Source organism: Hymenobacter rubripertinctus, assembly GCF_003583925.1.
Lineage (GTDB): Bacteria > Bacteroidota > Bacteroidia > Cytophagales > Hymenobacteraceae > Hymenobacter > Hymenobacter rubripertinctus.
On the sequence record NZ_QYCN01000005.1, the window covers coordinates 134325 to 156244 of the forward strand.

The 21920-nt window shown below is 63.0% G+C and carries 16 protein-coding genes; 10 read left to right on the forward strand and 6 right to left on the reverse strand.

Features of this window, described 5'->3' with window-relative positions; all coding sequences use genetic code 11:
• Window positions 1–79: 79 nt before the first annotated feature.
• On the reverse strand, window positions 80–2674 hold the full coding sequence (locus D0T11_RS05465) for a TonB-dependent receptor plug domain-containing protein (protein WP_119654768.1): 2595 nt from the start codon (window positions 2672–2674) through the stop codon (window positions 80–82).
• Between the two features lie 138 nt (window positions 2675–2812).
• Here D0T11_RS05465 and D0T11_RS05470 point away from each other — a divergent pair, with 138 nt between their 5' ends.
• From D0T11_RS05470 to ytxJ, 4 genes are all read left to right on the forward strand, one after another.
• Window positions 2813–4834, forward strand: a complete 2022-nt coding sequence (locus D0T11_RS05470) for an alpha-ketoacid dehydrogenase subunit alpha/beta (protein ID WP_119654769.1) — start codon at window positions 2813–2815, stop codon at window positions 4832–4834.
• A 95-nt stretch (window positions 4835–4929) separates the two neighbouring features.
• Window positions 4930–5244, forward strand: coding sequence for a hypothetical protein (locus D0T11_RS05475; RefSeq protein ID WP_119654770.1), 315 nt, complete (start codon window positions 4930–4932; stop codon window positions 5242–5244).
• 122 nt (window positions 5245–5366) lie between these two features.
• The gene (locus D0T11_RS05480) at window positions 5367–5699 is read left to right on the forward strand and encodes a hypothetical protein (RefSeq protein ID WP_119654771.1); all 333 of its coding nucleotides are present in this window, start codon (window positions 5367–5369) and stop codon (window positions 5697–5699) included.
• A gap of 24 nt (window positions 5700–5723) precedes the next feature.
• Entirely contained in the window at window positions 5724–6065 is a 342-nt protein-coding gene (gene ytxJ / locus D0T11_RS05485; protein ID WP_380283837.1) for a bacillithiol system redox-active protein YtxJ, read from the forward strand.
• 73 nt (window positions 6066–6138) lie between these two features.
• Here the strand turns inward: ytxJ and D0T11_RS05490 are convergent, their stop codons facing one another.
• The gene (locus D0T11_RS05490) at window positions 6139–6546 is read right to left on the reverse strand and encodes an OsmC family protein (RefSeq protein WP_119654773.1); all 408 of its coding nucleotides are present in this window, start codon (window positions 6544–6546) and stop codon (window positions 6139–6141) included.
• 117 nt (window positions 6547–6663) lie between these two features.
• On the opposite strand from D0T11_RS05490, the gene D0T11_RS05495 reads away from it, so the two are divergent.
• From D0T11_RS05495 to D0T11_RS05505, 3 genes are all read left to right on the forward strand, one after another.
• Window positions 6664–7455, forward strand: a complete 792-nt coding sequence (locus tag D0T11_RS05495; protein ID WP_119654774.1) for a hypothetical protein — start codon at window positions 6664–6666, stop codon at window positions 7453–7455.
• Window positions 7456–7640: 185 nt separating this feature from the next.
• A complete protein-coding gene (gene lipA / locus D0T11_RS05500; protein WP_182888262.1) occupies window positions 7641–8534 on the forward strand; it encodes a lipoyl synthase in 894 nt (297 codons plus the stop codon).
• Window positions 8535–9104: 570 nt separating this feature from the next.
• Entirely contained in the window at window positions 9105–10130 is a 1026-nt protein-coding gene (locus tag D0T11_RS05505) for a hypothetical protein (protein WP_119654775.1), read from the forward strand.
• Between the two features lie 48 nt (window positions 10131–10178).
• Here D0T11_RS05505 and D0T11_RS05510 read toward each other — a convergent pair whose 3' ends face one another.
• Window positions 10179–10700, reverse strand: a complete 522-nt coding sequence (locus D0T11_RS05510) for an RlpA-like double-psi beta-barrel domain-containing protein (protein WP_147374535.1) — start codon at window positions 10698–10700, stop codon at window positions 10179–10181.
• Window positions 10701–11129: 429 nt separating this feature from the next.
• On the opposite strand from D0T11_RS05510, the gene D0T11_RS05515 reads away from it, so the two are divergent.
• From D0T11_RS05515 to odhB, 3 genes are all read left to right on the forward strand, one after another.
• Window positions 11130–12266 carry an L-dopachrome tautomerase-related protein gene (locus tag D0T11_RS05515; protein ID WP_182888258.1) on the forward strand — a complete coding sequence of 379 codons (1137 nt, stop codon included), beginning with the start codon at window positions 11130–11132 and terminating at the stop codon, window positions 12264–12266.
• 211 nt (window positions 12267–12477) lie between these two features.
• Window positions 12478–15327, forward strand: a complete 2850-nt coding sequence (locus D0T11_RS05520) for a 2-oxoglutarate dehydrogenase E1 component (RefSeq protein ID WP_119654778.1) — start codon at window positions 12478–12480, stop codon at window positions 15325–15327.
• Between the two features lie 126 nt (window positions 15328–15453).
• Window positions 15454–17100: a 2-oxoglutarate dehydrogenase complex dihydrolipoyllysine-residue succinyltransferase gene (gene odhB / locus D0T11_RS05525; RefSeq protein WP_119654779.1), complete on the forward strand. Its 1647-nt coding sequence runs from the start codon at window positions 15454–15456 to the stop codon at window positions 17098–17100.
• 14 nt (window positions 17101–17114) lie between these two features.
• Here odhB and D0T11_RS05530 read toward each other — a convergent pair whose 3' ends face one another.
• The 3 genes from D0T11_RS05530 to D0T11_RS05540 all read right to left on the reverse strand — a co-directional run bounded on the left by D0T11_RS05530 (window position 17115) and on the right by D0T11_RS05540 (window position 21812).
• Window positions 17115–18236: an NAD(P)/FAD-dependent oxidoreductase gene (locus D0T11_RS05530; protein WP_182888259.1), complete on the reverse strand. Its 1122-nt coding sequence runs from the start codon at window positions 18234–18236 to the stop codon at window positions 17115–17117.
• A 94-nt stretch (window positions 18237–18330) separates the two neighbouring features.
• Window positions 18331–20097, reverse strand: a complete 1767-nt coding sequence (locus D0T11_RS05535) for a TauD/TfdA family dioxygenase (protein ID WP_119654781.1) — start codon at window positions 20095–20097, stop codon at window positions 18331–18333.
• Between the two features lie 92 nt (window positions 20098–20189).
• Window positions 20190–21812: an isocyanide synthase family protein gene (locus D0T11_RS05540; RefSeq protein ID WP_119654782.1), complete on the reverse strand. Its 1623-nt coding sequence runs from the start codon at window positions 21810–21812 to the stop codon at window positions 20190–20192.
• Window positions 21813–21920 lie beyond the last annotated feature (108 nt).

Here is a 21920-nt window from a genome sequence, read left to right on the forward strand (position 1 = left end):
TCGGCAGAAGAAGGGCGAAACCGTCGGTTCGTGCTACGTAACCGCCCGCCCGAAACAGAAGTTTCGGGCGGGCCGCCGCCTACAACGTAGCCCGCACGCCCAGCAGTATGGTGCGGGCGGTGGGGTAGGCCCCGGCGTCGAGGCCGGCCTGCTGGTTGTGGGAGCCGGCCGAGCTGACGTTGGGGTCAAAGCCGCGGTACTTGGTGAGCACAACCAGGTTCTGCCCGCCCACCCACAGGCGGACGTTGCGGGCTTCCTTTTCCCAGACTTTGTAGCTGACCGTAAGCGCTGAGAGCCGCCCGTGGTTGCCCGATTGCAGGGTATAGGTGCTGACTCGGGGCAGTAACGTGCCGGCTACCGGCACGTCGGTGTCCGGGTGGGTGGGCGTCCAGCGCTGGCGGACCCGGCCGGAGGCGTTGGTACCACTGTTGGTGGCATCCAGGTAGATTAGCGCGCTATTTTGCAACTGATACCCGAACATGCCATCAGCCTGAAGCTGCATTTCCAGACGGCCCATCGTGAGCTGCTGCGTGAAGCTGAGCAGTTGCCGGGGCAATCCGCTGCCCAAGGGCTGCTGATCTCCCGGATTGCCGCGGCCGTTCACGTCCTCGTACTTCAGGTCGTGGGTGGCGTCGAGCCCCTGAACGCGGTAGCCGTAGAACGTGCTCAGGGGCTGGTGGTTGAGGGTGCGGTGGTGAGAAAAGCTGTAGGAGATGTCATCACCCGTTTCAAATCGGTTGCGGTTGGCGGCGGCGGCCAGCTGGCTGCTACCGTGCACTTTACCGGCCTGCCAGCTGCCTCGCACGGTCAGCTCCAGGCCAGTATTGCGCAGGTAATCGTCGTGGGTGATGCTGGATAAGTAGAAGTTGCTAACCGTGGTGTTGGTTTGCCGGGAGTAGGCCTGGGCCGTCACGGTCAGGTGGTTATGGAGTAGGCCCGCTTCCGCGCCCGCATCCAGCTGCTGGCTTGGTTCGGGGAGGAATAGGGGTATCATCTGTCTAGGGTTACCTCCGGATAGCATAGACAGAAAGTGGTTTCGCCCAAAGTTGCCAGCCCCCGACGTGCGCCCCCAGCCCACCCACACGTCGAGCTTGCCGGGCGCGGAGGTCCAGAAGTTCTCCTTGGCCGCGTGCCAGCGCACCTGGGCTCCCGGTAGCCAGCTCCAAGGCTTGGTAGCGTCGAAAGTATTGGTTGGGTCGCGGCGCAAAGTGCCCCGGATCTGGTACCGCTCATCAAAAGTATAGCCGGCCGTGAGCTGGTAAAAAGTAACGCTGTTTTGGGCCGTGCTGGTGCTGGTGGTCAATATGCCGCTGGGGTCTGGGAGGTAGGTGCGCTGCGCGGTGGTTGTTTCCGGGGCCTGTCGCATGGCCTCCAGGCTGGCCGTTACCGAGTGCCGCTGCTCGCCGAAGCTGCGGGCGTAGCGCAGGGCCGGGTTCAGCACCAGTTGCCGGTAAGTGAAAAGAAGGTCGCCATTCTGGCCCGGCGGGAAGCTGCCAAACGCCGCGCGGTAGGAGCGGCTGCGGAGCGTGGCCCGTTCCAGATTGGCGCGCAGGTCCAAGATGAGGCCGGTGGCTACCTCATAGCGCGCCCCCAGCTGTGCCAGCAGCCGTTGCTGCTCGGGAGCTTGGTAAGCCTGCCGGGCCACCTCCACTGGGTTCACGTAGTAGCCGGGGTCGGGGTTATCGGTCGTCGACTGGGTGGGCGGCGTAAATAGCGCGTTGGCAACGGCGTAATAAGCAGGAATCCGCTGCTCGGTCTGGCTGAAGCTGCCGGTGGCCTCCAGGCGCAGGCGCTGGCCGATTTGCTGGTTGAGGGCGGCGCGCACGGCGTAGCGGCGCAGGCGCGAGTTCAGCACCACGCCCTCCTGGTTGAGGTAGTCGGCGGCGGCGTAGTAGCGGGTGGTGGCCGTGCCGCCCGAGAGGCCCAGGTGGTGTTCGTGCACGGCAGCCGTGCGCAGCAGTTCGTTCTGCCAGTCGGTGCCCTTGCCTAAGGCTGCTACCTGAGCAGGCGAGTACTTCGCCGGCAGGCCGTAGCGTTGGCTTACTTCGTTGTGGAGGGTGGCGTACTCGCGGGCATCCAGCAGGTCGTAGCGGTAGCGGGTGCGCTGCACGCCGCCGTAGCCGGCGTAGGTCAGGCGGGGCTTGCCGGCTTTGCCCCGGCGGGTGGTAATGCGAATGACGCCGTTGAGGCCCTGGGAGCCGTAGAGCGCCGTTTCGTAGCCTCCCTTCAAAATTTCCACCTGCTCAATATCCTCACTCGGAATGCTCAGCAGCGGGTTGGTATCCAGCTCCATGGTTTCGGCCGGCACGATGCCACCGGGGCTGTTACTGTTACTCAGCTGAAACGTGTGCTGGAAGACCGGCACCCCGTCCACCACGTACAGCGGCTGGGCGTTGCCCGACAGGCTGGCCGCCCCCCGAATCCGGACTGCCACCTGCGCCCCCAGAGCCCCGGAGTAGGGCGTAGCCTGCACCCCGGCTACCTGGCGGAGCTGCTCCTGGAGGGGAAGAAGCGGGGTGAATGGGCGATGAAATACGAGAATCTCACCTTGAATAACGCCTCTTAAACTATCGGGGCGTACCGCTATACGGCCTAGGCTGAGCGCGTCGGTTTGTTGGGCCTGGGCGGCCAGCGGGAGCAAGAAGAGGAATCCGAGGGATAAAAATCGAGTCATAGGGGAGGATAAAGCGGGAATATGGCCCCGAAGATAGAGGGCGGAACCAGCCAGATTTCACAAACCGGCCCGAATAATTTCCCTTCCGGCCCAAACCCGTACTTTTGGCCCCACCCACCCGCTACCTGCCTTTCCGCTATGCACTTCGACCGCAAGGACTACGCCAACGAAACCCTGCTCCACCTCTACCGCCACCTGCTCAAGCCCCGGCTGATTGAGGAGAAAATGCTCATTCTGCTCCGCCAGGGCAAAATCAGCAAGTGGTTTTCGGGCATCGGCCAGGAGGCCATTTCCGTGGGCAGCACCCTGGCCCTGAACCCCGACGAGTATATTCTGCCCCTGCACCGCAACCTGGGCGTATTCACGGGCCGCGATATTCCCCTCGACCGCCTCTTTGCCCAGTGGCAGGGCAAGGCCCACGGCTTCACCAAGGGCCGCGACCGGAGCTTCCATTTCGGTACCAACGAATACCACATCGTGGGCATGATCAGCCACCTTGGCCCCCAGCTGGCCGTGGCCGGCGGCATTGCCCTGGCCGATGTGCTGGACGAGAAGCCCAAAGTAACCGTAACCTACAGCGGCGACGGCGGCGCTTCGGAGGGCGACTTTCACGAGGCCCTCAACGTGGCCGCCGTGTGGCAGCTGCCGGTCATTTTCATCATCGAAAACAACGGCTACGGCCTCAGCACGCCCAGCAACGAGCAGTTCCGCTTCCGCTACTTCGTGGACAAAGGCCCGGCCTACGGCATGGAAGCCGTGCAGGTAGACGGCAACAACGTGCTGGAAGTGTACGACACGGTGAAGCGCCTGGCCGAGGACCTGCGCCAGAACCCGCGCCCGGTGCTGCTGGAGGCCCTCACCTTCCGGATGCGCGGCCACGAGGAGGCCAGCGGCACCAAGTACGTGCCCCAGGAGCTGTTCACGGAATGGGCCGCCAAAGACCCCGTGGAAAACTACGAAAAGTGGCTGATGCAGGAGGGCATTCTCGATGAGGAGGCCCGCATGCGCTACCGCGAAACCATCAAGCGCGAAATTGAGGAGGGCCTGCGCATTGCCGAAGCCGAGCCCCTGCCCACGCCCAGTCTGGAGCAGGAAATCGGGGATATGTACGCTGAGTTGCCAGTGGCCAGTGACCAGTTGCCAGTTGCCGGGGAGGACGAAGACCAGAACGACCCGGCCACTGACAACGGGCAACCGGCCACTGACAAGCGTTACGTCGATGCCATTTCCGACGGGTTGCGCCAGAGCATGGAGCGGTTTCCGGAGCTGGTACTCATGGGCCAGGATATTGCCGAGTACGGGGGCGTGTTCAAGATTACGGATGGCTTCGTAAAGCAATTCGGCAAGGGCCGGGTGCGCAATACGCCGCTCTGCGAATCGGCCATTGTGGGGGCGGCGCTGGGCCTGAGCATCAAGGGCAAGAAGGCGATGGTGGAAATGCAGTTCGCCGATTTCGTGACCTGCGGCTTCAACCAGATCATCAACAACCTGGCGAAAACCCACTACCGCTGGGGCCAGAACGCCGACGTGGTGGTGCGCATGCCCACCGGTGCGGGCACGGCCGCCGGCCCCTTCCACAGCCAGAGCAACGAAGCGTGGTTTACTCACACGCCCGGCCTGAAGGTGGTGTACCCCAGCAACCCCGTGGATGCCAAGGGCCTGCTTTGCGCCGCCATCGAGGACCCCAACCCGGTCATGTTCTTCGAGCACAAGCTGCTTTACCGCAGCCTTTCGGCTCCCGTGCCCGATGCCTACTACACCACGCCCATCGGGCAGGCTGCGCTGGTGCGCGAGGGCCAGGAAATGAGCATCATCACCTACGGGGCGGGCGTGCACTGGGCCACCGCCCTGGCCGAGGAGCTGCACCTCGACTGTGATATTATCGACCTGCGCACGCTGCTGCCCTGGGATGAGGCCGCCGTGCGCCGCACGGTGGAGAAAACCGGCCGCATCATCCTGCTCCACGAAGACACGCTCACGGGCGGCCTGGCGGGCGAAATCGGGGCCTGGATTGCCGAAAACTGCTTCCGTAGCCTCGATGCCCCCATCATGCGCGTGGCCTCCCTCGATACGGCCGTGCCCTTCGCGCCCTCCCTCGAAAAACAGTTTCTGCCCCAGCAGCGCCTGCGCCAGGCTGTGGAAAAGATGCGCGGCTACTAGCCCGCCCCCCCGGCCCGGCCGGCCGTTGGCGGCCGGGCCGAATTATGTACCTTGTGAAGTTCGACAAGCAGTTGAGCGTTAGTCAAATGAATGTTATGGCCTTTTTCGGGCGGCGTCTGGGTTTGCTGAGTGTGGCGGCGGTGTTGCTGCTGGCGGCCCCGGCCTGCCACCGCTACCGCCTGCCCAGCCCCACGGGGCCGCCCCAGCCCAAAGTAAAAAAGGCGAAAAGCCCCGCCAACGAATCGGCTGACGGCCGGGCGCTGGACGTGGAAAAGGAGTCGGTGAAGGCTCAGAAAAACAGCTACGACAAGCAAGGGCTGCTCAAAAAGCCCAAGTATGAGCGGCGGCGACTCAGGCGCAAAGTGGGGCCGCGCAGGTTTCTGGGTATCCCCTTACCCTTTCAGAAATAAGCCCCGTAAACAACCCCGGCGACGGAACATAACCAACCGCCGGGCCAAGGCCCCGGCCAGTTTTTCCGCCTCCGCTATCTGCCCTGCTTCTCTGTTATTCACCGTTTTTACTGCTTAGGACCATGCGTTACGCCCTGATCGGAACATTTCTGCTGGCCCTGCTCAGCACCCAGGCCCGGGCTCAGCTGGAATCGACCAGCCCGGCCGGACAGCGCGCGGCCAACCGTAAGGCCCTGCGCGATGCCCGCAAGTTCGACGCCAAGTACAAAGAGTCGCACCTGACGGTGAAGAAGGAGGAGCTCAAGGACCAGTCCGGTGGCCGGCTAGCCGTGAATCCGCCCACCGATGAGCGGGCCAGCTACCAGTTCGACCGTACCGGCGCGCCGCGCGTGAGCGAACCATCACGCTACAATTTTCGTCTTCGCAAGAAGCGCGACGCTGCCGTCGCGCACTAATTCACGCGCTAATTCCTTCCTATGATTCCCTGGCAACCCCTCACCGCTGCCGAGCAGCTCACCGATATCGTCCGCGAATCCTACGAGCAGCCGGTCATTATTTTCAAGCACAGCACCAGCTGCTCCATCAGTGCCATGGCCAAGAGCAAAGTAGAGCGCCAGTGGGCCGATGCCGGCCTCGACGACGCGAAAATCTACTACCTCGACCTGCTGCGCTTCCGGCCTATCTCCCAGGAAATAGCCCAGAAATTCAGCGTCCACCACGAGTCGCCCCAACTGCTACTCATCCGCAACGGCGAGTGCAGCTACGACGCCTCGCACATGGGCATCAAGCTGAGTGAAGTAAAAAGCGCTTTGAGCGCGTAACCACCTAAACACGAGAACGGTCATCCTGCTGGCAGGATGACCGTTCTCGTGTTTAGGTGGCAGCGGGCGCAGTTCAGGCACTGTACTCAAACTGAACCTGCTGCCTGATTTCCGGATTCAGACTCAGGGCAACCGGGCAGGTACGGGCCGCTTTTTCGAGGAGATTCCGCTCCTTTTCGGTAAGCGTAGCCGGCAGGCGAAACACCACGTCCAGTTGCCCGATGCGGCGTGGGTCGGCCAGCATGTGCTTGGTCACGTCCCAGCGCACACCGGTCAGGTCCAGGTCGTGGCGCTCGGCCACAATGCCCATAATGGTCATCATGCACGCGCCCAGGGCGGCACCCACCAAATCGGTGGGCGAAAAAGCCTCGCCCCGGCCGTGGTTATCCACGGGCGCATCGGTGAGAATGGTAGTGCCCGAGGCTACGTGGGTAGCTTCGGTACGCAGGTGGCCGGCGTAGCGGGCGGTGGCGGTGCTCATGGCAAGTTGATTTAGAAGGACGGTATGCGGGTAAATTTACGTACTTTCGGAAGGGTAGCCGGTGAGCGGCTCCCGGGTCAGCGTTTTTCAATTCGCCTGTTTACATTTCCCCAACCTGTGCGTACTTCGCTTGTTTTTGGCAGCAGCCTCGCGCTGGCGTTACTGGCCACCGCCCCGCTGGCCCAGGCTCAGCAAACTCCGGCATCGAGCAGTGATGCGCCTTCTTACCGCAAGGAGTTCACCTACGGAATCAATTTCAATACCCGGGGCGGCCTGATCGGGGGCGTGGCCGTCCGTTCCACCCACCTGCTCAGCCAGGACTGGGCCCGGTTCTGGAGCATTGAGGCGGTAGAGGTGAAGCACCCGAAGGAGCAGAAAGTAGTAACGGGCTACGCTGGTACCATCGTCGACCACAAGAGCAATTACCTGTACGTGATCCGGCCGTCGGTAGGGTTGCAGCGCGTTATTTTCCGCAAGGCACCCGATTCCGGGGTGCAGGTGAACGGCCTGTTCGGGGCCGGCCCCTCCATCGGTCTGCTCATGCCCTATTTTATTACCTACAACTACTCGGAGCCGGCAAGCCCGCGTGACCCCATCACGGATGCCCGCAATGAGCAGTATGACCCGGCCATCCACGATCAGGAAAACCGGCGCATTATGGACCGGGCCCCGCTGTTTTCCGGGGCCGGGGACACCAAACTGAAGTTGGGAGCCCATATCCGGGGGGCGTTGAGCTTCGAGTACGGTCGTTACCGGGATGCCGTGGCGGGCGTGGAAGTAGGAGCCGTAGTAGAGGCCTATCCCAAGGCCCCAGCCATTATCCGGGTGAAAAACGCATCCGATGAGTCGCTCAACGACCGGTTTATGCCCTCCGTGTACCTGACCATCTACCTGGGTAGCCGCAACTGATTACCGGCGGCCTTACTCAGGGGCCGGGCAAGGACGGGAAGGACGCAATAGCCTTCGTTCCCGCGCTTGCCCGGCTCCTTCTTTTTTTCTCCCTGCCTGCCCCAAACTCCCGGCAGGTCGGAATTGTCTTACGGTTGGAATTTTCCGCCCCTCATTCCTCTTACCTTTGCAACATGGATGATCTGTTGCTGACTTTACCCATCATTCAGCCCCAAGTGGCTGTTCCTGCCAAACCCCGCAAGCCCGACTGGCTGCGCGTGAAGCTGCCGGTGGGTCCGGCCTACGCCAACGTGCGCCGTTTGGTGGACGAACATAAACTGCACACGATCTGCGAGAGCGGCAATTGCCCCAATATGGGCGAATGCTGGGGCGCGGGTACGGCCACGTTCATGATTCTGGGCAACGTGTGCACCCGCTCCTGCTCGTTCTGCGCCGTGGCCACCGGCCGGCCTTCCGAGCTCGACCTGGATGAGCCCCGCCGGGTGGCCGAAGCCATTCAGCTCATGGGCGTGAAGCACGCGGTGCTCACCTCCGTCAACCGTGACGAACTGAAGGACCGGGGGGCCAGCGTGTGGTACGAAACGGTAGTGCAGACCAAGCAACTGAGCCCCGCCACCACCATCGAAACCCTGATTCCGGACGTGAAGGCCAACTGGGAAGCCCTGGACACCATGATTGCCGGCGGCCAGGAAGTAGTGTCGCACAACATGGAAACCGTGGGTAGCCTCTACCGCCTCGTGCGGCCCCAGGGCAAGTACGACCGCAGCCTGGAGCAGATCCGCCGGACCAAGCAGGCCGGCAAGCGCACCAAGTCGGGCATTATGCTGGGCCTGGGCGAAACGCAGGACGAGATGTACCAGGCTATGGACGACCTGGTGGCCAACGGCCTCGATATTCTGACGCTGGGCCAGTACCTGCAACCCACCAAGCGCCACATCGAAGTAGCCGAATTTATCCACCCCGACCTGTTCGCGCATTACCGGGAGGAAGGGTTGCGCCGGGGTCTCAAGTACGTGGAAAGCGGCCCGCTGGTCCGCTCCAGCTACCACGCCGAGCGCCACGTGAACGTGCCGATTTAGCCAAAGAAGCCGGGCAGCTGGCTCATCGCAGCAGGGCTCAACCTGCGGCAAGCTGCCGGGTTCCTGCTGCCGTGCCTCCGGGACCGGGGTGTATTCTTACCCAAAACTCAAAAGCCCTTTCGGCCATGTGGCCGGAAGGGCTTTTTCGTGCGGTTACTTTCCGAACCGGCTATTGTTTGGGTTGGTATCAGCTGACCGAAAAATAGCCCTGATGTCACTGTTTTCAAGTCGAAGGAGAGTTAAACGAAGAAAAGGAACCGGGCTGGTATACGCCTTTGCCCTCCCACGCCCCCGGCAATTCCCGCCTCCCGACCGACCTCTGCATTCCTGGTTTCCGGGTACTGCCACCCACTTGCGCCACCCTCGCGCCGGCGCGGGCAGGGTGGGGGTACGGGAATGGTTGGGGGTACAGTTGTTGATCAGTCGGGTAGCCGCTGGTCAGCAACCCCGGTGGCAGGGGAGGCATCCGTACGGCCGTTCTGGGCGGCCGCAGCCGCCACCGCCGGCCCAACAGCATGCACCCAAACCAGGTTGTGGCGTAGCTTTGTGTCCTCTCTTGCTTACATGCCCATGACTGCTGCTGCTGCCTCCCCCGCTGATCTGACGCTTTACTACCCCTTCGAAGGAATGCAGTTCGGTCCGCAGAAATGCTTTCTGTGCGGGACGCCTACCGTACCCCGCCAGGATTCGGTGCCCGTGTTTGCCGACTGGCTCATGGACCGTTACCAGCTCCGGGAGCGGTCCATCAAGCTGCTCGACATGCGCATTGTGGCCTACCCCGAGTTGCGCATTGCCTGTTGCGGGCAGTGCCGCACCCGGCATGTGGAGCCCCTGGAGGCCCACCTGGAGCAGGTGAGCCGCCAGGGCGTACAGGGTTTCCGGGAGCTCGACGAGCAGACCCTGTTTCTGTGGCTGGGCAAGATGTTCTATGGCGTGCTGGTTACCGAACTGCTCAATGAGCTCGACCCGCTGGCTGTACCCCGGTATCCGCTGGCCGAAAACGCCCAGATGCTGCGGCGGTTCCAGGCGTTCTTCCAGCCCTTGCAGGCCCTACGCGTACCCATGAGCTACGATGATTTCGTGCCCGGCTCGGTGTTCCTGCTCGAAACCGACCCCGCTCAGGACGACATGCCCTTCGAGTACGACGACGACCTGAGCACCATCACCTTCAGCATCAAACTCGATAGCACTGTGCTGGTGGCCTGCCTGGTGGATAACGGTATCATTGGCCAGGCCATGCGCCGCGTGTACAAGCAGGCCAAACGGCCGCTGCACCCGGTGCAGGCGGCGGAGTTCAAAGCCCGGGTATACTACGCCGCCTACCTGCTCAACGTGGTACCCGATTACTACCCCCGCCCGACGCACCCCGGCGATACGGAAGTCGTGCTCGATACCCTCATCGACGATACCATCGGCGACATCTTTAACCCCTGGGACAACAGCGCCTACGCGCAGTCGTTGCTGGAAATGTGGAAGCGGTGGCAGATTCCGCTGGCAGAAATTCTGGCCGACCCCGAAGCACCCCTCTCGCTCCTCTACGACGCAGACGGACAGCCCCGGCACCTGGCGCGGTACCCGGAGGAAATCAGGAAGTAGGGGAAGAAAGCGGAAAGGCAGGTAGTAGTTGCCTGCTTGCGGGCCGGCCTAGCCGGCCTGCCAGGTTGGCTCGGGGCCAAGCTTACGGAGCTGGATGCCCGACCAGCGGCCTTCCATCCCGTTTTTGCATTCCTGCTCGTTTACCAGCACGTCCACGCAGTGGCGGTGGCGGCGGTTCATGGTATCGTGGATGATGTAGATGCCGTCGAGGGCCTCCGACATGCCGCTCACGCGGACTTTTTCGCCGTAGCTGAACGGGCCGCCCCAGTGGGCAAGCAGGTCGCGGGATACGGCCAGCCAGCGGGTTTTGCTGGAATGCCGGCGCGGAATGATGGAACCATCGGCGGTTTCCATCGGATTGTCGTCGGTCTGCCCTACTTCGGGCCAGTAGGTAGTGGCCGTAACCCGGTACGCCAGGGTGCTGGGAGCCTTTTTAACCGGCAACACGGGCAGCGCGACGGCTACCGGGCGTGGAGTCAGCGTAGCCACGGTGGAGGGCAGGGCCATCGTGGGAACCGCGAGAGTGCGGGGGGGGAAGAGGAAAGTCAGTAGGAATAACGCAATGGACATGGCCTTTGGGTTCGTGGACTCTCGCTTGGTCTGGAGAGGGTAGACAGCCGGCCCGACTCGGCAAAGGGGAAAAACCGCAGCTTTTTTTTAAAAAAGGCCGGTTTCTGAAAATCTGACAAAGGCAAAATGGCCGAAATCAGGCAAATGAGGCAGAAAATGCGTTACAAAGTGTATAATTATGATAATTATTTGCACTTATGAAACCTTCCCGCTTTGAAGGGGCCAAAGGTAAGCTCTTTTTTTCTATTCCATTTTCCTTGTCAACTGAACCTTAGCCGACTGGCAACGGCTACGGCCCCGGCCATACGCGACTGTCGGGTATAAGGTTATCTGCTGCCGGGAACCCGGTTGCCGGCTGACCGTAAGCAGATGCGGCCCGGATGGCGGGCCAGCCGGGTATCGCGGTACCCCGAACCTTTGTGTTATCATATGATGAATTCTGCTTCGCTGTGCCCCCGCCTGTTGGTTGGGGTAACTGCCTCTCTGCTGGCCATGGGCGGCCTGGCGGCCTGCTCCTCCCCGGCAGCCGAAACAGCGACCCAACCAGTAGCTGCGCCAGATAGCACCCTGGCCGCAACGCCCCCGGTAGCGCTGGAACTGGTGGCCCAAAACGACCGGCAGTGGACCGGCCTCACTATTGCTCCCAACGGCCGCCGCTTCGTTAACTTTCCGCGCTGGTCCGACGATGTGCCCGTGTCGGTGGCCGAGCTGCTGGCCGACGGCACTACCCGGGCCTGGCCCGACGCGGCCCGCAATAACTGGACGCCGGGCTCCTCGCCCGACGAAAAGTTCGGTTGCGTGCAGAGCGTGGTGGCCGACCGCCGTAACCGCCTGTGGGTGGTGGACGCCAACAACCCGCAGTTTAAGGGCGTGCTGCCCGGCGGCCCCCGCCTGCACGCATTCGACATTGCCAGCGGCAGACTGCTGCGGACCTACTCCTTTCCGGCGGCTACCTGGAACCCCACCTCGTACCTCAACGATGTGCGCGTAGACGTGGACCGTGACGTGGCCTACCTGACCGATTCAGGCTCCGGGGCGCTGCTGGTGGTGGAGCTAGCCTCCGGGCGGGTGCGTCGCCAGCTGGCCGAAGCGCCCGTTACCAAGCCCGGCCTGCCTTACCTGGAATTCGCGGGCGGCCTCAAATTCACCAATCAGGTCCACTCCGATGGCATCGAGCTGACGGCCAGCGGCGACACGCTGTACTTTGCCGTACTGACCGGCGAGAAGCTGTTCCGGGTGCCTACCCGCCTCCTGCGCCGGGCCACGGCCCCCGACAGCCTGCGCGCCGCCGTGCAGACGGTAGCTTCAATCGGCCCGGCCGACGGGCTCTGGCGCACTGCTGATGGCCGGATATGGTCGGGGATGCTCACGACGGATGCCGTGCGGAGTACGGACCCGCGCACGGGCACCGTGACGGATGTCGTGCAGGACCCGCGCATCCGGTGGGCCGATACGTTTGCCGAGGATGCTGCGGGCAACCTCTACTTCACCACCTCGCAATTGCAGTACGCGCCGGCCCAGCGGGGCAAATACGCCATCTACCGTTTCCGGCCGCCCACCCGGTAGCTCGGCCCACCGCCTTTTTATGGGTTATGGGCTCCGGCAGTAGTGGCCGGTGCCGGCTATTTCAATAGATTGCCATATTACCTGTCCTGAAGACAACGGCCTCGGAATTCATCTGTCTGTAGTACAGGTTTATTCGTGGATGCGCATATCGGTTTTTGCGTCTTCCTCAGATCCGTTACCTTTACTTTCTGACACTACCACTTCCCACCGCATGGACGCATATTCTTATATCGCCAACGCCCACGGCGAGTACCTCGACCAGCTTTACCAATCTTACCAGGCCGATCCGGCCTCGGTGGATGTGAGTTGGCAGAAATTCTTTGAAGGCTTCGATTTTGCCCGGCAATACCCCGAGGGCGACGTGCCCCAGGCCGATGGCGAGGGGGTGCTGACCACCAGCGCCAGCACCAATGAGGCCCCCAGCGTGCGGGCCGTTGATCTGGTGGCCGGCGACAAGGAAACCCAGGTGCGCAACCTGATTTACGCCTACCGCAGCCGGGGCCATCTGGTGGCCCGTACCAATCCGGTGCGCGAGCGGAAGGACCGCAAGGCCCGCTTGCAGCTAGCCGATTTCGGCCTGAGTGAGGCTGATCTGGACACGAAATTCCGCAATGGTGAGGTTATCGGCCTGGGGCTTACTGCTACCTTGCGCGAGATTGTGGCGGCCCTGCAAAAGATTTACACCCGCACCATCGGCTTCGAGTACATGTACATCCGCGACCCGCGGGTGCTGGACTGGTTCCGGGAAAAAGTGGAGCATGACTCGCTGAACTTCAACCCGAGCAAGGAGTACAAGAAGCGCATCCTGAGCAAGCTCAACGAGGCCGTGGTGTTCGAGAACTTCCTGCATACCAAGTTCCTGGGGCAGAAGCGCTTCTCGCTGGAAGGCGGCGAAACCACTATTCCCGCCCTCGACGCCATCATCCGCAAGGGGGCCGAGCTGGGCGTGGAAGAGGTGATGATTGGCATGGCTCACCGCGGGCGGCTCAACGTGCTGGCCAACATCATGGGCAAAACCTACGAGCAGATTTTCTCGGAGTTCCAGGGGACGGCCGTGCCCGACCTGACCATGGGCGACGGCGACGTGAAGTACCACATGGGCTACAGCAGCCAGGTAGATGCCGGCGGCGGCCACTCCGTGAACCTGAAGCTGGCCCCCAACCCATCCCACCTCGAAGCCGTGAACCCGGTAGTGGAAGGCTTCGTGCGGGCCAAGCTCGACCACGGCTACGGCAACGACTACGACAAGGTGCTGCCCATTCTCATCCACGGCGACGCGGCCGTGGCCGGCCAGGGCATCGGCTACGAAGTTACCCAGATGTCGCAGCTGGAAGGCTACAAGGCGGGCGGCACCATCCACTTCGTGATCAACAACCAGGTAGGCTTCACTACCGATTTTGAGGACGCCCGCTCCAGCATTTACAGCACCGATCTGGCGAAAATTATTGACGCGCCGGTGCTGCACGTGAACGGCGACGACCCCGAAGCCGTGGTGTTTGCCGTGCAGCTGGCCACCGAGTACCGCCAGCAGTTTCATGCCGATATCTTTATTGATATGGTGTGCTACCGCCGCCACGGCCACAACGAGTCGGATGAGCCCAAGTTCACCCAGCCCGTGCTCTACAACCTCATCAGCAAGCACCAGAACCCCCGCGAGGTGTACAACGCCGAGCTGGTGGCCCGCGGCGACGTGGACGCCGAGCTGGCCGCCGAGCTGGACAAGGAGTTCCGCGACACCCTCCAGGCCCGCCTGGACCTGGTGAAGCAGAAGCCGCTGCCCTACAACTACCAAGCCCTCGAAAACGAGTGGCGCAGCCTGCGCCGCAGCAAGCCCGAGGACTTCGATCAGTCGCCCGAAACGGGCATCAGCGAAGAAACGGTGCAGCGCGTGGGCCAGGCCCTGACCACGCTGCCCGAAGGCTTCCGGCCCCTCAAGCAGATTGAGAAGCTGATGGACGAGCGCAAGAAGATGTTCTTCGAAACGCGGGTGCTCAACTGGGCCGCCGGCGAATTGCTGGCCTACGGCTCCCTGCTCACCGAAAAGCACATTGTGCGCGTGAGCGGCCAGGATGTGCAGCGCGGCACGTTCTCGCACCGCCACGCCGTTCTGCACGACGCCGAAACGTCGGCCCCCTACAACTCGCTCAACCATATTGGGGAGGGGCAGGAAAAGCTGGCTATTTATAACTCCCTGCTGAGCGAGTACGCGGTGCTGGGCTTTGAATTCGGGTACGCCATGGCCAACCCCACGGCCCTGGTGGTGTGGGAAGCCCAGTTCGGTGACTTCGCCAACGGTGCCCAGACCATGATTGACCAGTTCATTGTGAGCTCCGAAAGCAAGTGGCAGCGCATGAACGGCCTCGTGATGTTGCTGCCCCACGGCTACGAGGGCCAGGGACCGGAGCACTCCAACGCCCGCCCCGAACGCTTCCTGCAACTGGCCGCCGAGCACAACATCATCGTGGCCAACATGACCACGCCGGCCAACTTCTTCCACGCCCTGCGCCGCCAGCTGACCTGGGAGTTCCGCAAGCCGCTGGTGGTTATGTCGCCCAAGTCCATGTTGCGTAACCCGCTGTGCGTGTCGCCGGTGGAAGAATTCACGACTGGTCGCTTCCGTGAAGTGCTCGGCGACGTGTACGCCGAGGACAAGAAGGTGAAGCGCGTGCTGCTGTGCTCGGGCAAGGTGTACTTCGACCTGCTGGAAGAGCAGCAACAGTCGGCGCGCAAGGACGTAGCCATCGTGCGCCTGGAACAGCTGCACCCCTTCCCCAAGAAGCAGCTGGCCGTGGAGCTAGCCAAGTATCCGAAAGCCAAAGTATACTGGGTTCAGGAAGAGCCCGAGAACATGGGCTACTGGAATTACCTGCTGCGCTTCATGCGCCGCGAGCTGGAAGACGTGGTTTCGCGCAAGCCCTCCGCCTCGCCCGCTACCGGCTACAACAAGGTGCACGTGCAGGAGCAGAAAGACCTCGTGGCCCGGGCCTTTGGCATCAGCCCCGCTGAGGTAGACGCCGACGCCATTAAGGCCACGGCCGAAGCGGCCAAGAAGCAGGACTAGCCCCTGGAGCTGATAGCTGTTAGCCACTTGGCTGACAGCTGTCAGCAGACTGCCAGAACGAAAAGTGAATAGCCAGCAGCTAATAGCTGACAGCTAAAAACCCGAAACCCTTCAAAACTCCCACCTATGGGTCTGGAAATCAAAATCCCTACCGTCGGCGAATCCATCACCGAAGTCACCATCGCCAAATGGCTCAAAGCCGACGGCGACACCGTGGAGCGCGACGAAATCATTGCCGAACTCGAATCCGACAAGGCGACGTTTGAGCTGCCCGCCGAAACGGCCGGCGTACTTCGCATCAAAGTAGCGGAGGGCGAAACCATCGACATCGGCACTACCATTGCCGAAATCGACGGCGACGGCGCGGCTGCAACCCCTGCGGCTCCGGCCGCCAGCGCCCCGGCCCAACCCGCCAACCCGGTGAGCAAGGGCGAGGAGAACCCCAAAGCCAGCGACCAAGCCGGCTACGGCGGTCAGCCCGAAGGCGGGGCCGCCAGTGCGGCCCCGGCCGGCAACGGCGGCGGCACGCTGGAAATGAAAATTCCGGCCGTGGGCGAGTCCATTACGGAAGTCACCGTGGCCAAGTGGCTGAAGGAGGACGGAGCCCAGGTGGAGCGCGACGAAATCATTGCCGAGCTGGAATCGGATAAGGCTACTTTTGAGTTGCCCGCCGAAGCGGCCGGCACCCTGCGCCACGCAGCCAAGGAAGGCGAAACCATCGGCATCGGGGCCACCATTGCCCGCATCGAGGGCGGCAGCGGCGCTGCCTCGGCTCCGGCTTCAGCTCCGGCGGCTGCGCCAGCTACTACACAGGCGGCTCCAGCTACTGGCAACTCACAACTGGCAACTGGCAACTCGTCTTACGCCACCGGTACGCCTTCGCCAGCGGCCGGCAAAATCCTCGGCGAGAAAGGCATCAGCCCCGCCGACGTGCAGGGCTCGGGCCGGGATGGTCGCATCACGAAAGAGGATGCCCAGAACGCCCAGGCCAAGCCCGCTGCTGCGCCCGCCCCGAAAGCGGCTCCGGCGGCTCCGGCACCTGCTACCGGCAACTCGCAACCGGCAACCGGCGACCGAAACCAGCGCCGGGAGCGGATGAGCAACCTGCGCAAAACGGTGGCCCGCCGCCTCGTGACGGTGAAGAACGAAACGGCCATGCTCACTACCTTCAACGAGGTGAACATGCAGCCCATCATGGACCTGCGCACCAAGTTCAAGGACCGGTTCAAGGAGAAAAACGGCGTGGGCCTGGGCTTCATGTCCTTCTTTACCAAGGCCGTATGCGTGGCCTTGCAGGAGTGGCCGAGCGTGAATGCGCAGATTGATGGTACCGATATCGTGTACAACGACTTCTGCGACATCAGCATCGCCGTTTCGGCCCCCAAAGGGCTGGTGGTGCCCGTTATCCGCAACGCCGAAACCCTCAGCTTCGAGGGCATCGAGAAGGAAGTAGTGCGCCTTGCCACGCTGGCCCGCGACAACAAGCTCACCATCGAGCAGATGACCGGCGGTACGTTCACGCTCACCAACGGCGGCATTTTTGGCTCCATGATGAGCACGCCGATTATCAACGCCCCGCAGTCGGCCATTCTGGGCATGCACAACATCATCCAGCGCCCCGTAGCCGAAAATGGCCAGGTCGTGATTCGTCCGATGATGTACCTGGCCCTGAGCTACGACCACCGCATCATCGACGGCCGCGAGTCGGTATCGTTCCTGGTGCGCGTGAAAGAGCTCCTCGAAGACCCGACCCGTCTGCTACTGGGCGTATAAGGCTTTGACTCAAACTAATAGCAGGAAGCGCGTTTCAGCACCCGGATACCGGCCGTAGTGAGCCAGGGCTGGCCGAAAACCCGGTGGATGAGCCGGCCGGCCGTGATGCGCAAACTCAGCAGGCGCTGCCAGGCACGGGTGTATTGCTGCTCCAGCTCGGGGCGGGAAATGCGGTTTTCCAGGAAATCAAGGAGCAGTGGGTGCAGCAGGAAACTGGCGTTCATACCCATGCTCATGCCGTTGCCAGCCAGCGGGGCGATGGTGCCGGCCGCGTCGCCCAGCATCAGGACGTGCCCCTCAACGGTGGACCGCTCGCGGAACGTGATTTGGGAGATGACCAGCGGGGGCGTGCCCTGGCGCTGGGCGTCCGCGAGGTAGGGCCGCAGCAACGGATTTTGCATGAGCACCTGGCGCTCCATCCCGGCGATGCTGTTGCCGTGGGCGCGCAGGTTGCGCACGTCGCTGATGTAGCTGCAATTGGTGAGGCCATCGCCGACCGGCGAGAGGCCGCAGTACCCGTCCCGGAAGTTGTGCATCTGCACCATGTCCGCCGGAAAATCAACGTTCTGCAAATGGTATTTCACGGCCACGAACTGGCGGTCCTGGCGACTGGCTTCGAGGTAGGGCCGGTGCAGTTTGCCATCGAGGTTGGCGTGCTTGCCCCAGGCCCCGCAGGCCAGGCGGGCCTGGTAGGTTGCGCCGTCGGCGGTGGTGATGGTGAACTGCTCGTCGGCGAACACCACGTCCGTTACCCGGGTACCGTCCCGGATGCTGGCCCCGCACCGGGCGGCCAGTTGGGCCAGCAGCTGGTCGAGGCGGTAGCGGCTCAGGCCCACACCGCCGATATCGAGCGGGTGATGCAGGGCCACGCCGCTGGGCGACGAGACGGTGAAGCGCGTCATCACCGGCAACTCCATTTCGGCCAGCGGCACCCCCAGGCGGCACAGGAAGTCGTAGTTTTCCATCGAGATATACTCGCCGCAGACGCGGTGGAACGGGTAAGTTTCTTTCTCGAACAGCACCACCCGCCGTCCCGCCCGCGCCAGCTGCACAGCCAGCGTAAGCCCCGCCACCCCGCCCCCAATAATGGCGCAGTCGTAGATTTCGGCGGAGGAACCAGGGAATGGGGCGAGCATGGGCATCAGGTTTTGTTGGGGAGAAACAAGGCCGCTACGCTGCGCGGCGGTAAAACCGGCGCCGGACCGGCTGCCTTTTGTGGAGCTGCGGCCCTCAGGCTGGTGGGTTTCCGCCCCGTACTACGCGGGCCGCAAACAGCACCCCCGCCGCCAGCAGGCAGGTGTAGGCCGTGGCATTGAGCCATTTCGGCACCAGCATGCCGTTCTCCTTGATGATGGCGGTAGCGGCGGTTTCGTCTTTCCCGGCTATTTTCTGGTTGATGGTTGCGTAGCCCCGGGCCACGTAGGCCAGCGCGCCGGCCAGGGGTAGCAGGCCCAGGTAAGCGGCGCGGGGCAGCTTTTCGGACCGGTACAGGTAGGCCAGGCTGCCGAGCGTGACGAGGCCCGCGCCGGCTATCATCGTTTGGGCGACACGCATACTGCGGTGCAGGCCCATGGCCACCACCATCGTTTGGAGGCCGGCGGCGCGGTCTTCGGTGTAGTCTTCGGCGTTGTTGAGCAGCAGCACGGCCATTTGCAGCAGGCCGTAGGCGGCAGCCAGCGTGAGCACCGGCCGCCGCGGGAAATGCGTAACGAGGCTGCTGGTGTACGCCATAGGTCCGAAAAACAGCACCGCCCACAGCGCCGGTAACTGCCAGAGCCCGCGCGACTTGAAGTGCAGCGGCTTCCACGAATACTGGAAGCCCAGCGCCCAGCCGATGAGCGTGAGCGGCACGAACTGCCAGCGGCCCGTGCGCCGCGTCAGCCACAGGCTGATGCCCACCGTGCCCGCCACCGAGGCCCGCATCTGCCAGCGCACCCCTTGGTCGCCCAGCTCAAAAATGGCGTTGGACAGGTGGCTCTTATACACGGCATCCACGCGGCGGTCGGCGTAGGCATTCACCATGTCGCCGAAGTTGAACAGCAGGTAGATGCCGGCCAGCCCCCCGTACAACTCGGGCGTTTTCAGAAAGCCAAACCCCTCGGCGCTCAGCAGAATAGGAATGAAGAAAATCGGAATTTCAGCCAGCAAAAACTCGGTGCGGCGCAGGGTTTTGCTGTTTTTTAGAAACTGTTTCAGGCCCGTATGCGCGGGGCGGGCCAGCAGGTTGATGCGCTGAATGTGCCGCTCGTTGGGGTTGAGAAAGGCGTCGCGGCCGTGCAGCAGGGTATGGTTGTCGGCCAGCACAATGTCGTTATCGGCCCAGGTATGAATGTAGAAGACTTGCGGCGCGTACAGGGCCGTTTGCAGCTCCTGAATAAGGGCCGCGCCAGCTTCGGGGGTGGCGTGCAGCACTTCTACCGTCACCGGGTTCAGGTCGTGCACCGGCTCGGCGAAGCGCAGGGTGGGCGCCCCCGTAACGGGATGGGCCTGCACCAGCGGCTGGGTGAGAGTGCCGCCGTAGTGCACGATTTTCTCGGTGCGGTAGCGCAGGGTAGCCGCCTGCCAGCGGCGGCGCTGGGCGGGCGTGGCGCGGGCCAGGGCGCGGCCGGTATCGGCGAAGGTGGTGCCGCCCCGGTCCTCGGGCCGGGGCGCTTTCAGGCACTGGAAGAAGATGAGGTAGGGAATTTTGCCGATGAACGCGCCGTCCCAGTGCAGGGGCACGGCGCTGGGCGTGTAGAGGTAGTTCTTGGCATCCAGTTTCACCTTCAGCTCGTTGATGGCCCCGAACGGCCATTGCAACGGCTCGCCCAATTGCTGGGCGTAGAGCGCAAACGCCGTTTTATCGAACAGCTCGAAGCCCCGAAAAATCAGGATGCGGTGCTCCCGCACCCAGCTTTCTACTTGTTCGCGCCCGAAGCCGGCAATGGTGTGGCCAGGCTGGCTAGCCCGCACGATGAGGCCGAAAGGCAGTTGGGGTTCGAGGGTGTAAGCGGACATCAGAGATAAAAAACGGGACGCAACACTAAAATAGCCGGAGTAAATATGCGGCGTTCCTGCTGATATATCGGTTGAGAATGCGGCCGAAATGGTTAAGAATCCGGCCCCAGCACAAAGTGACTCGGCCGCCCGTTCTTTTCCACCAGCTCGGCTCCCAGCTCCTCGGCCTGGTAGCGCTTAAGCAGCACGTAGTCGTTGTCGCGCAGCAGCACCACCCCGTGCCAGGGGGTGAGCCAGTCGTCCTGGGCACGGGTGATGCGCAGACCTATTTTGTCGGCGTGGGGGTGGTGGGGATGGATGCTCAGGCGCACGGCCTGCGGAAACACCTCGGCCAGCAGGCGCGTCCAGGCATTGCTGCGGCGGATAACCTCGTAGGCCACCTGCTTGGCTTCCTCCTTCACCCGGCTCTTGCTTTTTTCGGGTTCCAGGGCCTGCCCGTCCTCCGTCACGAAGCGGTGGATGCCATTAAACAACGACCGATGGTGCTCAGTATCCTGCACGCGCTGTTTCAGTTCAGCCAGGGGCTCGGCGTAGCGCTCGGTTATCCAGGCGCGGGCCGCGTCGAAGGAGGTAGCCGGCAGCAGGTCTTCCAGATTTACCACGTCCAGGTCAGTGGCTGCGAGGCGGGCGAGCTGCGCCTTCAGGGCCTGATTGTAGGCCGATACTGCCTCGTCGGACACCTGCACGAGGTCGGCAAAGACGCGCCCATCCGCGCAGATGGAAATGCGCGCCCCCGGGGCATACACCTGCCGGATGTCGTGGCAGAGCGTCTGGAGGGTGATCAGGGCAATTTCCTCACCCAGGTCGGGCAACTCGCCCAGTACCTTGCGCCGGTTGGGCGATTTGGCCGGAAAGGCCGGCAGAATCAGGTGCACCGGCTGCTGCCGGCCCACGAAGTATTGTACCCGGGGCAGGTGCAGGGCCAGGCACTGTTCGCAGGGGTCAGCGGCGCAGGCTTCGTGGCCGGGTACGGGCAGCATTTTGCGCCGCCGCATCAGCAAGCGCAGCACCTGCCGGGCCACGTCGAAGCTGACCTCGGGCCGCACGCCCATAAATTGATTGACCAAGGCTTCGGCCTGCCCCAGCACCAGTGGCCCCAGCAGGGTTTGCCGGAAGGCGGGCAGCAGCCCCAAGCCGCCACTCAGCAGCGCCAGCGCCTGCGTAGTGGCCTGGCCTTCGGCCGTGCGGTCGAGCAGGCGCAGCAGCAGTAGCGGCCAGTGGGCGGCGTACAAGGTGGTGGCCAGCTGGCGGCCAGCCGGGCCGGCGGGGGCGTCGGTGGCCCCGCGCACCAGCAGCTCGAACAGGGCCAGGCCCCGCAAACGGATAGTTTCGGTTTCGGGGCTGAGTACCCCCACAGCGTCGTCGGCGTCGAGCAGGTTGGCTGCTAGGCCCCGCAGGGTAAGGCGGTGGGGCTCCAGGAGCGCCAGCTTCCAGCTCAGCAATTGCTGAAACCGCCCGGCTACCGGGCCGGTGGGCAAGTCAGTGGCCCGGGTTTCCAGCTCGCTCTGGATCTGCTGGTAGAGGGCCAGCACAAAGTCGGTAGTCGAGCCGAAGAAACGGTACACTTCCGCCAAATCTGCACCAGCGGCTTCGGCAATGGCCGCTACCGAAACATGACGGAACCCCCGCGCCGCGAATAAGCCCAGGCCGGTAGCAAGCAGGTGATGACGCCGGGCGAAGGCCGCCCCGGCCACGAAATCAGAAGAAACAGGCACGGATAAATCAGTCGGCTAACAGAACAATACCTCAATATGGGCAACCAATTCCAGTATGTTGCTCGCGCCGGCCGCTAAAGGCGTACGGAATACCCTAGCGCAGTCTTT